Raw genomic sequence first — 14,361 nt, forward strand, 5'->3', positions numbered from 1 at the left:
TTTAAAAACATCAGCTTATAGATTTCTCATATCCTTATAACAGAGACTTAACGAGAAAAGCCGAGTAGTTCTAGATCGACATCTGCGAGTTGAAAGTTCTTCGCATCTTGTTCCTTGATTCTTGGATACATCAGTGATTTTGGATCTTTGGTATGCTTTAAACCTAGTGCATGTCCAAACTCATGTGCCAGAGTGAGGCGTAAATCATCAAGTGATGAAAATTCATAAATAAAAATCTGTTTTCCATCAAATTGACCTTTATGTATGACTTGTGGTTTAAAGTTTTGATTAAATGCTGCAACAGATTCATTTAACTGTTGATGTAGCTGTTTGGATTTTTCCACTTCATTATTCAGTTGTTGAACCAACAAATTATGCTGTTCAATCTGATTCTGTAAGTCAGCAGATTGTTGTTTTAACAGTTGTTGCTGCTGTTGAAGAGTCATCATTAGACTTTTTTGCAAGCGTGAGGTTTCTAATTTTTGCAACGTTTTCTGGTATTTCGCAGTATTACTTTGGTACTCAATTTTTTGCAATTCGAGTTGCGTTGCTGACTGCGCTAAATTTTCTCTTATATTTTGAAGTTGTTGATTTTGATTTAACCAGATTTGTTGTTTCTGCTCCAATATGTATAGATTCTCTGAGCGTTTCATACTACGAACTTGACGTTGATCAAACACTAAATGAATGACTAACTCCGCTTTAGGGTCGTAAACAAAATACTTTTGACCTGTATCTTTTTCCCAGATCGCAGCAGCTTGCTTCGATAGTTCGATCATTTGTTGCGAACTTATATTTAAGCGAGGATCTAAGCTTGCGATGCGATAGTGCAGGGGATTATTGTTGCTATATGCAATCGGATTTTTGCTTGAGTTTGCTGAAATTTGAGCGAAAGCAGTTGCTGAAGCTATCATGAAAAAGCATGTAGCTAAAACAAGGAAGAACGGGTGCATAACAAAAGATAAAGATTGAAAAAGGTCGCATTTTAATCAAATTTAATTTGTAGTCAAATTACCAAAATGCTGTTTTATGCTAGTTTTAATTTCAGGTTTGGATGAAAAAAGTGTCAAAATAGACGAGAATAAACGAACTTTAATATGCTATTTTTTCTATAAAATATTACACAATAGGTCGAATTACAGTGGTTTAAATTTAATCATTTCTTTCAATGTCTAAATTAAATAAGATGAAATAGAACATAATAAAATACATTTTATTTCACATAAATAAATTTCATTTAATGCAAATAAATATACCAAATGATCAATTTTTGTCAGAAACTGACATCGTCAAATCATTTGCTGAGGAAGATGGTGTCATTGTTCGAACAAGATCTCGGTCTGCTTCAGTTAGTGAAAGTTTTTCAAGATTTTGTTGCTGAATAATTGGATACATCAGCGATGTTGGATCATTGGTATGCTCTAGCCCAAGTGCATGGCCAAACTCATGTGCGAGCGTCAAACGTAGATCATTTTTAGATGAAAACTCGTAAATATAAATCTGTTTACCATTGAAATGCCCTTTGTGAAACAAACGTGGCTGAAATGTTTGATTAAATTGATGAGCTGATGCCACAAGCTGCTTATTATTTTGATTGAGTTTTTGAATATCTCGATTAAGTTGCTGAGTTTTTTGATTATGAACTTGAATCTCTTGTTGTAGCATAGCGGATTGTTGCTGTAATGCTTTTTGGCGTTGGCTTAATTGCTCCGCTAATTCTTTCGATGATGAACGCATTTGATTAAAACGTTGTACGTCAACATTGTACTGTTGAAATTGTGCTGTAAGCTGAGATTGTTTACTGGCAATTAAACTGGTTGTTTTTTGCACTTCATCTTTGAACTGCTGTAATTGTTGATTTTGTTGTTCCCATTGACCTTGTTGTTGTTTGAGTTGATCTAAGTTTTGAACACGTTCAGCACTACGTTGTTGACGTTCATCAAAAACCAGATTGATCGTAAATTCTGCTTGGGGATCGTAAATAAAGTGCTGTTGACCTGTTTCTTTTTCCCAAATTTTAGCTGCTTGTTGGGTCAACTCAAGTACCTGTTGAGTATCTAAATTAAATCGTGGATCAATGTCAGCAATACGATAATGTAGTGGAGCTTTTATCAACGCATGTGAGTGGATATTGTTATTGACTGAGCTGCTTTGTGCGTAAGAGAGATTAGAAATTCCCATGCATAAACACGCAGCAAAAAAAGTGAAATGATGATGGCGCATGAGCAATCTCTCCTAAATAAAGCTTATTTTTAAGCAATCTCTAGGTTTCGTCAAAACGCTATACATTTAATAAATATAGATAAAAAGTGTGATTTTTTTCTAATAAATAAAAAATTAAATCGAATAATTTACACAATGGAAAAGAAAAATATTTGTTTGTTTTTTAATCTTAAGTCGAAAAATATCAAAGTATTAAATATAAACTGATGGAAATTTCTTAAAAAGATAGCAAAAAACCATCCTATTGTTAACTTTTGTAAATATTTTTGAAAATGGGGAATTTTTTTACTTTTAAGTTAAAAATTGGTCATTTATTACATTTAAGGCCCATCGTCATTTTCTACAATTTAATACTCATTCAGCCATAAAAGGCTATCTTGTTAATAATAAATCACGGTCAGCCTGAGTGAGACGGAAATGGTCCATCTCTTGATCTTTCATAATAGGGTGCATTAAAGCTTGAGGGCTGTTTGCATGTTGTAAACCAAGGGCGTGTCCTAGTTCATGTGCTAGTGTTAATCGTAAATCGTTATCTGATTCAAACTCATAGATTAAAATTTGTTTTCCATTAAATAAGCCTTTATGAAATAAATGTGGTTGAAAGCGTTGTTTGTATTGTTTAACTGAAGCATCTAGTTGTTGATCCAGTGAATTAAGTTCATCTATTTTTTGATTTAATTGAGTAATTCTTTGATTGTATTGATTAACTTCTTGTTGCACTAACTCAATATTACTTTGTAGCTCTTGTTGTCTCTGCTGAAAATATGTCGAATTCCTAGATGAAGATTGGTTGTGTTGAGCAGAAAGCTGCTCTTGATTATATTGCTGAATTTGTTGATTGAGTTGTTGTTGTTTTAAATCTAAAAGTTGCTTACTCCGCATGATTTCTTGTTCAATTTGATCTAATTGTTGTTTTTTATCTTTCCATACCTGTTGATTCGCTTCGAGTTGAGTTATATGTTCTCGGCGTTGCTCACTTTCTTGTTGGCGTTCATCGTAAATGAGATGAATTGCAAGCTGGGCATTTGGATCATAAACAAAATAATCTTGACCTGTACCATCTTTCCAAATTTGAGTTGCTTGTTGGCTGATTTCTTGTACTTGTTCAATACTGAGTTTAAAGCGAGGATCTACCTCAGCGATTCGATAACGTAGGCGTGTATCTAGTGGATTAGCGATGCGATCTGTCAGCGAGTTAAATTTAAGTTGAGGGTGTTGGCGGGTTTGATAACTTAACCCTAATAAGAAAATAATTAACCCTGAAAAAATTAAAAAGCGCATGATTGTATTTTCTATTCTTCTGAAAATGAGATGAATCAGTTTAAGCGAGGCTTTTGATCTAAATGAATTGAACTATAACAAGAATAAGAGATATCTGGAAAATATATCAACATGTATCACATTCTGCTTTAATGCATATTCTGAAGGAATAAATAAAATAAAGATTAAGGGACAATATGCTGAAATATTTACTTAAAGCGCCTGATTCAACATGGGCTGCCACTTCTCCAGCTCAGGCAAAAGTTGAAAATTTAAAAATCAAATATTTGGGGACGGCGGGATTCATTCTTTCTGATCAGCATCGTACAGTTGTGCTTGATCCTTTTATCAGTCGTCCAAACTTAACTCAAACGTTTACTCAGCCTTTATTGAGTGATTCTGAATTAGTCAGACAACATATACCAAATGCAGATGATGTATTGATTGGGCATGCTCATTATGATCACATTTTAGATGCACCTGAGGTTTGTAAGCAAACCGGAGCACGTTTAATTGGTTCTCAAGCAACCTTAATGTATGGACGATCAGCAGGCTTGTCTGAATCGCAAATGCTTGAAACAAAGGGACGAGAAATAATCGATTGTGGTCAATGGCAAGTTGTTGGTTTGCCATCGATTCATGGCAAAGCATTGTTTGGTCGGGTGCCATTACCAGGGGATATGACTACACCGCCACCTTATCCACCGAAATTTCATCACCTACGGCATGGTCAAGTGTTTAATTGGTGGATTAATACGGGGCATCTTCGCGTTGTACACATTGATTCAGCTGATTTTATTGAACAAGAATTACAAGGGAGGCAAGCAGATATCGTGTGCCTGTGTGCGATTGGACGGAAATATCGCCCGAATTATGTCAAAGATGTGGTGCGACTACTGAAACCTAAATACATTATTCCATGTCATTGGGATAGCATGGTGACACCGATTGATGCATCACCACAGTTATTACCTGGGGTGAATATTCCTGAGTTTATTGAAGAAATAAAAGCCTGTGGCGTTATACCTTTGTTTATGCCAATTTTGGGCGAACTTTATTTTGAACAAAATGACTTATCTTAAAATATAAAAAAACCGCGCTTTCGCGCGGTCTTTTATTGCAAATCATAATCGAGGGATTTGGGGTTGTGTCTTTTCTACTAAAACCCAAGATTGGTTTATCTGTACAACAGATTGAGGATGTTGCAATGTTGGTAGCTGAAAAGCATCTTTAAGGCTCTTCATTTTCCATTGGGGCCATGCGTTTATTTCTTGTTTTTTAGTATCTAAGTAATCTAACAATGAAGACATATCTATTTTTCCTTTTGTTTTGCCTTACTTACAAGCTCTGTTAAATCAATACCGATTGAAATTTCTCTATCAAGATAAGAAATTGCGAGGAGCGGCATTCTAACAGAAGCATCTTTTCTGTTCCAATGGATTATTCTTCCATTTTCTCCATCTTTCCTAGTTATAGCATATCCACTGCCTAAGTTTGTTGAGAAAAGATTAAAAAAACTGCGAGGGCCTACGCCAACGAATGCTTCAAAGATTACTTTGTTCTGATCACTAGATGTGTCTTTCAGGGCAATAGAATCAGAATGGAATTCTATTGCTTTGCTTTTTGGATAAGGTTCAATATAAATCACTTTTTTGACGCCTGAAGCAATGATATGTTTAGCACAATTATGGCAAGGGAATGTTGTACAGAACAAAGTTGTGTGTAAAGTCGGAATATTATTTCTTGCACATGCCAATAGTGCTTCCATTTCTGCATGAACAACACGACCATATTCTGTGATATCTTTTATTTTACTTTTTGAAAGATATTTTTTTAACTCAAATATATCATCGTTATTTAACTTTTTAGCTAAAGAAGAAGGTAGGTTTTCCATTATATTACTAATTATTTCATTTTTTTCTTTCACATTTGAGTCAATTCCTCTTTTGTAATCTCGACCATCTTTTTCATCGTCAACTTTTTTATTTTTATCGTTGTATATAGGCCAGTATAATCCTCCACCAGCTTTAGGAATGTCATTCGCTCCTGTAGATAGAATATTAGAATTTTGAGTAATAACAGCTCCAACTTGTCTTGATAAATCAGCTGATCTTAATGATGCCGAAAATGCCATATACATAGCATACTCATCGAAAGTAGGTGTTATATATGGACTACCAAATATTAAGTCTAAAATTCTCCATATATCATTATTTAATTTATCCATATCACCATCAATATTGATAAAAAAATCTGATAGATGAAAAGTATCAGTAGTATGTTGCCCATGTTTTAGAGCTTCACAAGCATCTCTATCTACTAACTCCTCAGCATTTTCTTTGGAAATATGTTTTGTTTCCCTAAGAAACTCTAACCTTCTCTCCTCACTTGAGAATACACTTATTGAAAAAAAACCATGTGAATAGGTTTTTCTTAAGATCTGAACTTCTGCTGGGTGTTTCAGAGAGTTAATGATATAAGCAGTTCTAGGGATTGGCTCATTACTATTGCGTATTTGTGAAATTTTTGCTGATGCAGCTAAACCCAGAATACCTTCAAATTCTGATCTTAAATCATTTCCTTTATCCATATAAAAACTAGTTCTTCTATATTCATCATTATTAAAATCCTCTGGTTCAAAAAATTCCCCAATAATGCTCGAAATTTTAATATGTTTGGATGTGTATTTAAATGCTTTAAGTCTTTGGTCAATAATATGATAAATATTATTTAAATCGATTCCTATTGCTCCTACAAAAGCAATAAAAATTTCTGAGTCATTATGACTTTTTAGTATTTCTTGATAATTCATTTTTTACTTATTTAAAAATTTTATATTATTCTAAATAATTCGGTTTAAATATCAATAAAAAAACCGCGCTTTCGCGCGGTCTTTTTTTAAAGAGACAAATTATTTTTTGTCATCTTTTACTTCTGTGAACTCAGCATCTACAACGCCATCGTCCGCTTTTTGTTGTTGACCCGCAGCATCACCTTGGAATGCATTTGGATCAAAACCTTCTGCGCCGCCAGTACCTTGTGCTTGTTCATAAGCACGTTGAGTGATTGGCATCAAGATGTTTTGTAAAGCTTCAGTTTTCGCTTTGATATCTTCAACATCATTTTCTTTCGTTGCTGCTTCAAGCTCAGAAACCGCAGTAGCGATCGCAGTTTTCTCATCTTCAGTCACTTTGTCACCTAGATCTTTAACTGCTTTATTAGAGCTAGAGACTAAAGCATCCGCTTCGTTACGCGCTTTCGCTAACTCTTCAAATTTACGGTCTTCTTCAGCATTCGCTTCAGCATCTTTGATCATTGCTTCGATTTCAGCATCAGACAAACCTGAGTTTGCTTTAATCTGGATTGATTGCTCTTTACCAGTGCTCTTATCTTTAGCCGATACTTTCAAGATACCGTCAGCGTTGATGTCGAACGATACTTCAATTTGCGGTACGCCACGTGGAGCAGGTGGGATATCGCCTAATTGGAAGTTACCCAACAATTTGTTTTGTTGAGCCATTTTACGTTCACCTTGGTAAACCGAAATGTCTACTGCAGGTTGATTGTCAGCAGCTGTAGAGAATACTTGTGATTTCTTCGCAGGAATCGTCGTGTTTTTCTCAATAATCGCTGTTAATACGCCACCCATGGTTTCGATACCAAGTGTTAACGGTGTTACGTCTAATAAAAGTACGTCAGTTTTGTCACCAGACAATACCGCACCTTGAATCGCTGCACCAATCGCAACTGCTTCGTCAGGGTTCACGTCTTTACGTGGCTCTTTACCAAAGAATTCTTGTACTTTTTGTTGTACAAGTGGCATACGAGACTGACCACCAACTAAAATTACGTCAGAGATGTCAGAAGTCGAAAGACCAGCATCTTTAAGCGCAATACGGCAAGGCTCAATCGTACGAGCAACTAAATCAGCAACCAAACCTTCAAGTTTTGCACGTGTTACGTTGATCACTAAGTGTTTAGGACCAGTCGCATCGGCAGTGATATATGGAAGGTTGATTTCAGTTGCATTTGATGAAGAAAGTTCGATTTTTGCTTTTTCAGCAGCTTCTTTCAAACGTTGTAACGCAAGTGGATCATTTTTCAAGTTCACACTTTGTTCTTTCTTGAACTCTTCGACCAAGAATTCAATTAATGCGTTATCAAAGTCTTCACCACCAAGGAACGTATCACCATTGGTTGATAACACTTCGATTTGTTGGTCGCCATCAAGGTCTGCGATTTCAATGATTGATACGTCGAATGTACCACCACCTAAGTCATAAACCGCGATTTTACGATCGCCTTCTTTTTTGTCCATACCGAACGCAAGTGCCGCAGCAGTTGGTTCGTTAATGATACGTTTAACATCAAGACCTGCAATTTTACCTGCATCTTTAGTCGCTTGACGTTGCGCATCGTTAAAGTAAGCAGGAACGGTAATCACCGCTTCAGTAACGGTTTCACCTAAATAGTCTTCTGCAGTTTTCTTCATCTTTTTCAAGATTTCAGCAGAGATCTGTTGAGGTGCTAATTTCTTATCGTTAACTTCAACCCAAGCATCGCCATTGTCTGCTTTGATGATTTTGTAAGGTACAAGACCGATGTCTTTTTGTACCGCTTGATCTTCATAACGACGACCGATTAAACGCTTGATTGCGAATAATGTATTTTTTGGATTAGTTACTGCCTGACGCTTAGCACTTTGACCTACTAAGATCTCGCCATCTTTATAAGCGATGATCGATGGAGTTGTACGTGCGCCTTCAGCGTTTTCGATTACTTTTACTTTATCGCCTTCAAGTACAGCAACACATGAGTTGGTAGTACCTAAGTCAATACCAATAATTTTTGCCATTTGGGATGTTCCTCTAAAATTTTGTTGCAATGTTTTGCTTGTTATTCGATATGAGAGTCAATCAGTTTTTTTCAAGCATTTTTATGAAAAAAAATCAAAAAACTCTCAAAATTCTGCACTTTTGAGCAAATAAATACTTTGCTCTGTAGATTATTGACCCACCATCACCATCGCTGGGCGGAGTAGGCGGCCATTTAAGGTATAACCTTTCTGTAAAACAGTGCCGATTTGGTTAGCTTTGGCATTTGGATCGATCCCAACTGCTTGGTGTAGATCTGCATTGAAGCCATTTTGGGTATCCGCTTCATGCACGCCAAATTTTTCCAGTGTGGTCAGTAATGATTTCAGGGTCAGCTTGATACCTTCAAGCACAGGTGTTTCTTCTTCGCCAGCGGCTTGAATTGCGCGTTCAAGATTATCGACAGAGTCCAGTAATTCTTTGGCAAATTTTTCCAGCACAGTCTCTTTGTGCTTTTCAGATTCGCGTTGAATACGCTCGACACTCTTCTGCGCTTCATAAACAGCATTGGCAGTACGTGCTTTTTCGAGTTTTAAGCTTTCTTCAAGTTTGGTGATTTGCGCTTGTAAATCTTCAACGCTAAGCTCGTTTGCCTGCTCTACACCTTCAGCTTGAGTTTGTTCAGTCTGTTGCTCATTTTGAATGTCTTGAGCTTGCTCATTGTGCTCATTAGCCATTGATGATCTCCGTTGAAAAAGGTTCTTAAACATGTACAGTCCTTTTTGGCGTGAATGCTCATAGGGTTAAACCCGAACTGCCACATCTTGGTCATTCATAGATAGGGATGAAGTATGGGCAAGGCGACAAAATTCAAGCGTTCAGGTCGATTTAAATCTTTTAATTTTGCTGATTTAAGTAAAAATTTAAGTTTTCGATGACAAAAGCAATAAATTCTTGGGTGATTTTCGGTAAATGTTGTCGAGAAGCATAGACTAAGGACAAGGTCAGATCAGGTGCAGCAAAATCTGTAAATACCTGTTGCAAACGTTGTTGCGTGATATCCTTACGCACCAGTAATGTTGGCAACATAGCAATCCCTTGTGCTTTAAGGCACATTTGATAAAGCGCAATCACATCATTACTTTTAAACGTAACATTTAAAGGATAGTTTTGCGGTTGCTGATCTGTATCAAACAAGGTCCAGTATTGATTATGGGTATGATGTGCAATGCATTCATGTTGAATTAACTGGCTGGGATGCGATAGGGGAGTGTGATCTTGTAAATAATGCGGATGTGCACAAAAGATGGATTCGATTTCACAAACTGGTCGGGCAATCAGCCCATCTGCAACTTTCTGGGTAATACGCAGTGCCAGATCAACCTGAGCATCCATGAGGTCGACAGTATTCTCTGTTAAGTACACATCAAAATGAATTTGAGGATAGCGTTTCTTAAATTGTTTAATACATTCATTGACACCGAGCTGAAATAGAAACAGACCGCAGGTGAAACGAATCGTACCACTGTGTTGTTCAGGGGCGGCTAAGCCTTCTAATAGTTGTTGTTGCTGTAAAATATTTTCACAATAGACCAAGGCTTTTTCACCCGCAGGAGTGAGTGAAACTTTGCGCGTGTTACGTTGGAAAAGTCGAGTAGAGAAAGTATGTTCAAGATGATCTAAATAGCGAGACACCATTGCTTTAGAATAGTCTAAATGTTCAGCTGCTTTACTGAGATTGCCTTGCTGCGCAATACAGACAAAGACTTGAATGGCTTTTAAAGTATCCATATAAAATTCTTATTGTTGCAATTTATGCAACATTTTATCTTAATTTAGAGTGTTTATTCAGCAAGAATTGCAATTTAAAGTAGTTGTTATCAATTGGAGACGATAACATGAATACCAAACCCTACATCATTGCTTTATCTACTTTAGCGGCAACATCAACTGCTTTTGCACAAGACTTAAAAATCCAAAATTTTCTGGCTCAACCTGAACACTTTGGTGTGACTTCAACCTTGATTGAAGGTGATAAAGAAGTATTATTGGTGAATGCGCAATTCTCTAAATCAGAAGCATTGCGTATCGCTGCTGACATTCTAGATAGTGGTAAAACCTTAAAAACGATTTTTGTCAGCTATGGCGATCCAGACTTCTATTTTGGTTTAGATGTATTTAAACAGTATTTCCCTAATGTGCAAATTATTGCGACACCAGAGACGGTAAAACATATTCAAGATACGCAAGCGTTGAAAGTCGCGTATTGGGGGCCGAAAATGGGAGCCAATGCACCGAACAAGATTATTGTTCCGCAAGCGTATACGGCTAAAACCTTAAAATTAGAAAATGAAAATCTCGAAATCAAAGGTAAAAAAGAACTGACATATTTATGGATTCCGAGTGCCAAAGCGGTTGTTGGTGGTATCCCAGTGTCATCAGGTATTCATCTTTGGACTGCGGATACCGCAACAGCGAAAGATCGTGCAGAAGTGGTGCAGACTTTGGAAAATATCAAAGCTTTAAATCCTCAAGTGGTTGTACCTGCGCATATGAAAGCAGGCGCGGCTGAAGGTCTTGATGCAGTGAATTTTTCAATCGACTATTTAAAGCAATATGAGAAAGCGGTAAAAGCCAGTAAAAATTCAGCTGAATTAATTGCAATTATGCAAAAACAATATCCAACCTTAGGCGAGTCAAGCAGCCTAGAGTTGGGTGCTAAAGTGGTTAAAGGCGAGATGCAGTGGCCTTAAAACCTAATAAATGAATTGAAGGACCGTGATGAGAAGTCACGGTTTTTTATTTTTCTAAACTCCAAGTTTTTTGAGTTAAATTACAATGTAAGTTTGTAGTAGAGTTTGATAATGTTTTTATAAATTATAAAAAATGAAGATGATCATGCTTTTCTGATGCAATCATGATGAGAATACAAGTAAAACTTTTGAATAGAGAAGCATTTAACTGAACTTTTAAAATAATAAAAAAGTGTGAATCCTTCATTGAATTGATTTAATAAAAATTGCAAAAACATGCTGCATAAATAACAAACGGCTACTAATCCACATCACGATACATAAAAAAATTGTGAATGATAGGCAACGCAAAGATAACTTTGCTTTTCGTCATAATGAAAGGAAATATACAATGAAAAAGTTAGCCTTAATCTCAATGGTTGTATCAGGTGTTGCATTCACAGCCGTAGGTTGTTCGACACAAGCAGGTTTGGATGCTTCTGGTTCGGCTCAAACGAGTGCAAGTCCAGCGAATGTACAAGGGGGAGTAGGCGTGCAAGCAGGTACATCTGTTGATGTTCAACCGAATGGAGCTTCAGCTGGTGTTTCAGGTTCTGTTTCTGGATCTGCTGGTACAGATGCATCAGGACAATAAATTGGATTTAGGTTCATAGCACGATAGATTAGGATACCGATGCCAATCCCTAATCTTTACATATACTGCTATATATGATGTGTTAAACCTGATTCATGATTTAAGAATTGAAAAACGAGAGTCAAGCCTTTGATTCTCGTTTTTAGTTTTTGGGCAATTAAATTTTTTGTGCTCGTCTTTTCTAAAGTAAATATGAATGAACGAACAAATTATAAGATTATAAAGTGATTCGAATGTTCATGATTGTCTATTCGATAAATAAGATCAAACTAACGAATAGATTGAACAATGAAAAGATCTGAACGAAAGCTGCATTTTTTATTAAATGTCTTTTGATTAGAAATATTAAAAAATCAGAAAATACCTCTTTTATCTGTGCTTGAGCTTGGCTATTGGCATAAAAGGCAAGTAGTGATTAGCAAAATGGTTAATGACTTTTTAAGATAAGCCATTTAGGTTACAGCATGATTTTGAATTCTTTATCTTGATCTACGACTTTATAACAGCATATAGTCGATATGAACAAGAACTATGGACAGAGCGAAAAAGGGGAAGAACGTGTCAGCATTACCTCAAAAAATTCAAACGATTTTAGATAAAGGACAAGGTCCTGCTGCACGAGCGCTAGATAAGCTGCCTAAGATTGTACAAGAATCATTGGCGAAAGTTTTAGGCTACCCATATCAATATCCAGATTTGGATGCTTTTACAAAATGCTTAATGGCAGTTCAAATTAAACAAGGGCGTGCTGGTTTTATTGGAGATGATCCGATCGAGTCTCGCCGTCAATTTGATACACAAATGTTAGCGATTTTAAATAAATCGACTTCTATAGAATCGGTAGAAGATATACGTCTGCCTTTACAGAGTGGCACTGTTTTCGCAAGACATTATCATCCTGCACCTAATAAAAAATTACCGATGATCGTGTTCTATCACGGTGGTGGTTTCGTTGTTGGTGGTTTAGATACGCATGATGAAGCCTGTCGACTCATTGCCAAGTATGCAAAAGTACAAGTTCTGAGTATCGATTATCCGCTTGCACCAGAAGCATCTCCGCAGTTACTCATTAAATCTTGTGATGACGCATTAGCATGGGTGTATCAAAATCGTCGTCAGCTAAAAATTTATAAAAATCGTATCGCTGTTGCTGGAGATAGTGCAGGAGGAAATATTAGTACTGTGGTTGCACAGCATGCTGTTGGCAAATCATATGCGCCACAAGCTCAGTTGTTGTTTTATCCTGTTGTAGATTTTAAAAGTAGACATCCTTCTTTTTATGCCTATGGTCAGGGTCTGGTGTTAACCAGTAAAGATGTAGATTACGTCACTAAATATTATTCAACACAGCATCAAGTTGCTTTAGATGATCCATTAATCTCACCTACGTATGGAAGTCTTAAAAAACTAGCTCCAGCATTTGTGGTAACAGCAGGGCATGATTTATTACATGATGAAGGTGAGATTTATAGCCATAAACTAAGACAAAATGGTGTTAAGGTGCATTATGTAGATTATCCAGATCAAACGCATGGATTTATTAATCTCACACCGATTTCGAGTAAAGCTAAACGCAATACAATCGAAATCGCTAAAAACTTCAGAAAGTTTTGGGATAAAAACAATTAAATTAATCAGCCTATGTTTCACGTGGAACATAGGTTTTTTTTATTTGTAGATAACAAATAGAAATAGCAAAAATAAATTTGTAAAACTAATATTGTGAAGTACAACAAATCACTCGTTAAAATCAGAGAAAAGCAATCATGAAAAAGTTGTTGATGACGACCAGTCTACTATTAGTAAGCAGCCATTTATTTGCCAATACAATGGTTGATATGAAAACCAGTATGGGAAATATTGAAATTGAACTTTTTAACGATAAAGCACCTGTATCAGCAAAAAATTTTGAAGGCTATGTAAAAAGCAACTTTTATGCTGGAACTATTTTTCATCGAGTCATCCCAGGATTTATGATTCAAGGCGGGGGAATGGATACCAATATGATTGAGAAGGTGACTAAAGCCCCTATTATTAATGAAGCAAGCAATGGCTTGAAAAATACGCGCGGTACGTTGGCAATGGCTCGTACTAGTGACCCTAATTCGGCTACCAGTCAATTTTTTATCAATGTCGCTGATAATAACTTTTTGAATAAATCATCTATGGATGCGGGTTATGCTGTATTTGGTAAAGTAACAAAAGGTATGGAAATCGTTGATAAGATTGTTAGTGTTCCTACAGGTAACTATGGAATGCACCAAAATGTCCCTAAACAGCCGATTAAAATCATTAGTGTTCAGATAAAGAACAAGAAGTAAAAATTAAAGCAGAAATATTTTCAAATATTTCTGCTTTAAAATTAATTACTTATGGTTGTGGTGGTGAAATTGCATGCATATTGATGTGTAAAAAAAGAACACTCGATAAAACAAGAGCTTAAAAAAGCTTGCACGCCAAAAAAAATCTCCTATAATGCACACATCCCGACGCGATGAAGCAAAAATAACTTAGCTTTACTGGTTAAGTTATTAAATGGTTGTTGCGTTGAATTGTCACTGACGAGGTGGCAAAAGATCATTAAGAGAATAGAAGAACAACTTGTGTGGATTTTTACTGGTTGATCGATCGAAAATATTTCATTGATTGAATGGTAGAAATTTCTCGAAGTTTATTT

12 protein-coding genes are annotated in these 14,361 nt (G+C 36.1%); 5 read left to right on the top strand and 7 right to left on the bottom strand.

Annotation, left to right across the window (positions count from 1 at the left end):
* Positions 1-47 precede the first annotated feature (47 nt).
* The 3 genes from IEV17_RS16045 to IEV17_RS16055 all read right to left on the bottom strand — a co-directional run bounded on the left by IEV17_RS16045 (position 48) and on the right by IEV17_RS16055 (position 3,504).
* Entirely contained in the window at positions 48-953 is a 906-nt protein-coding gene (locus IEV17_RS16045) for a matrixin family metalloprotease (RefSeq protein ID WP_034600977.1), read from the bottom strand.
* 310 nt (positions 954-1,263) lie between these two features.
* Positions 1,264-2,223 (bottom strand): matrixin family metalloprotease, encoded by a 960-nt coding sequence (locus IEV17_RS16050; RefSeq protein WP_004660502.1) that lies wholly within the window; start codon positions 2,221-2,223, stop codon positions 1,264-1,266.
* Between the two features lie 372 nt (positions 2,224-2,595).
* Positions 2,596-3,504 carry a matrixin family metalloprotease gene (locus IEV17_RS16055; RefSeq protein ID WP_004660500.1) on the bottom strand — a complete coding sequence of 303 codons (909 nt, stop codon included), beginning with the start codon at positions 3,502-3,504 and terminating at the stop codon, positions 2,596-2,598.
* Positions 3,505-3,680: 176 nt separating this feature from the next.
* Between IEV17_RS16055 and IEV17_RS16060 the strand changes: the two genes are divergently transcribed.
* Positions 3,681-4,565 carry an MBL fold metallo-hydrolase gene (locus tag IEV17_RS16060; protein WP_004660497.1) on the top strand — a complete coding sequence of 295 codons (885 nt, stop codon included), beginning with the start codon at positions 3,681-3,683 and terminating at the stop codon, positions 4,563-4,565.
* A 230-nt stretch (positions 4,566-4,795) separates the two neighbouring features.
* On the opposite strand, the gene IEV17_RS16070 is transcribed toward IEV17_RS16060, so the two are convergent.
* From IEV17_RS16070 to IEV17_RS16085, 4 genes are all read right to left on the bottom strand, one after another.
* The gene (locus IEV17_RS16070) at positions 4,796-6,295 is read right to left on the bottom strand and encodes an anti-phage dCTP deaminase (RefSeq protein ID WP_004660495.1); all 1,500 of its coding nucleotides are present in this window, start codon (positions 6,293-6,295) and stop codon (positions 4,796-4,798) included.
* A 99-nt stretch (positions 6,296-6,394) separates the two neighbouring features.
* On the bottom strand, positions 6,395-8,338 hold the full coding sequence (gene dnaK / locus IEV17_RS16075; RefSeq protein WP_004660492.1) for a molecular chaperone DnaK: 1,944 nt from the start codon (positions 8,336-8,338) through the stop codon (positions 6,395-6,397).
* 150 nt (positions 8,339-8,488) lie between these two features.
* Entirely contained in the window at positions 8,489-9,034 is a 546-nt protein-coding gene (gene grpE, locus IEV17_RS16080; protein WP_004660491.1) for a nucleotide exchange factor GrpE, read from the bottom strand.
* Positions 9,035-9,194: 160 nt separating this feature from the next.
* Complete coding sequence (locus IEV17_RS16085; protein WP_004660489.1) at positions 9,195-10,088, bottom strand: LysR family transcriptional regulator; 894 nt, start codon at positions 10,086-10,088, stop codon at positions 9,195-9,197.
* Between the two features lie 107 nt (positions 10,089-10,195).
* Here IEV17_RS16085 and IEV17_RS16090 point away from each other — a divergent pair, with 107 nt between their 5' ends.
* The 4 genes from IEV17_RS16090 (at position 10,196) to IEV17_RS16105 (ending at position 14,005) form a co-directional block, all read left to right on the top strand.
* Positions 10,196-11,050: an MBL fold metallo-hydrolase gene (locus tag IEV17_RS16090; RefSeq protein WP_004660487.1), complete on the top strand. Its 855-nt coding sequence runs from the start codon at positions 10,196-10,198 to the stop codon at positions 11,048-11,050.
* A 391-nt stretch (positions 11,051-11,441) separates the two neighbouring features.
* Positions 11,442-11,684, top strand: coding sequence for a hypothetical protein (locus IEV17_RS16095; protein WP_004660486.1), 243 nt, complete (start codon positions 11,442-11,444; stop codon positions 11,682-11,684).
* 558 nt (positions 11,685-12,242) lie between these two features.
* On the top strand, positions 12,243-13,313 hold the full coding sequence (locus IEV17_RS16100; protein WP_004660484.1) for an alpha/beta hydrolase: 1,071 nt from the start codon (positions 12,243-12,245) through the stop codon (positions 13,311-13,313).
* 137 nt (positions 13,314-13,450) lie between these two features.
* A complete protein-coding gene (locus IEV17_RS16105) occupies positions 13,451-14,005 on the top strand; it encodes a peptidylprolyl isomerase (RefSeq protein ID WP_004660483.1) in 555 nt (184 codons plus the stop codon).
* The last annotated feature ends 356 nt before the right edge of the window (positions 14,006-14,361 follow it).

Source organism: Acinetobacter modestus (assembly GCF_014636095.1).
Classification (GTDB): Bacteria; Pseudomonadota; Gammaproteobacteria; order Pseudomonadales; family Moraxellaceae; genus Acinetobacter; species Acinetobacter modestus.

Bases quoted from the DNA above. Each gene is read 5' to 3' on its own strand.
- IEV17_RS16045 (WP_034600977.1), bottom strand. From the start codon at position 953: ATGCACCCGTTCTTCCTTGTTTTAGCTACATGCTTTTTCATGATAGCT.
- IEV17_RS16050 (WP_004660502.1), bottom strand. From the start codon at position 2,223: ATGCGCCATCATCATTTCACTTTTTTTGCTGCGTGTTTATGCATGGGA.
- IEV17_RS16055 (WP_004660500.1), bottom strand. From the start codon at position 3,504: ATGCGCTTTTTAATTTTTTCAGGGTTAATTATTTTCTTATTAGGGTTA.
- IEV17_RS16060 (WP_004660497.1), top strand. From the start codon at position 3,681: ATGCTGAAATATTTACTTAAAGCGCCTGATTCAACATGGGCTGCCACT.
- IEV17_RS16070 (WP_004660495.1), bottom strand. From the start codon at position 6,295: ATGAATTATCAAGAAATACTAAAAAGTCATAATGACTCAGAAATTTTT.
- dnaK (WP_004660492.1), bottom strand. From the start codon at position 8,338: ATGGCAAAAATTATTGGTATTGACTTAGGTACTACCAACTCATGTGTT.
- grpE (WP_004660491.1), bottom strand. From the start codon at position 9,034: ATGGCTAATGAGCACAATGAGCAAGCTCAAGACATTCAAAATGAGCAA.
- IEV17_RS16085 (WP_004660489.1), bottom strand. From the start codon at position 10,088: ATGGATACTTTAAAAGCCATTCAAGTCTTTGTCTGTATTGCGCAGCAA.
- IEV17_RS16090 (WP_004660487.1), top strand. From the start codon at position 10,196: ATGAATACCAAACCCTACATCATTGCTTTATCTACTTTAGCGGCAACA.
- IEV17_RS16095 (WP_004660486.1), top strand. From the start codon at position 11,442: ATGAAAAAGTTAGCCTTAATCTCAATGGTTGTATCAGGTGTTGCATTC.
- IEV17_RS16105 (WP_004660483.1), top strand. From the start codon at position 13,451: ATGAAAAAGTTGTTGATGACGACCAGTCTACTATTAGTAAGCAGCCAT.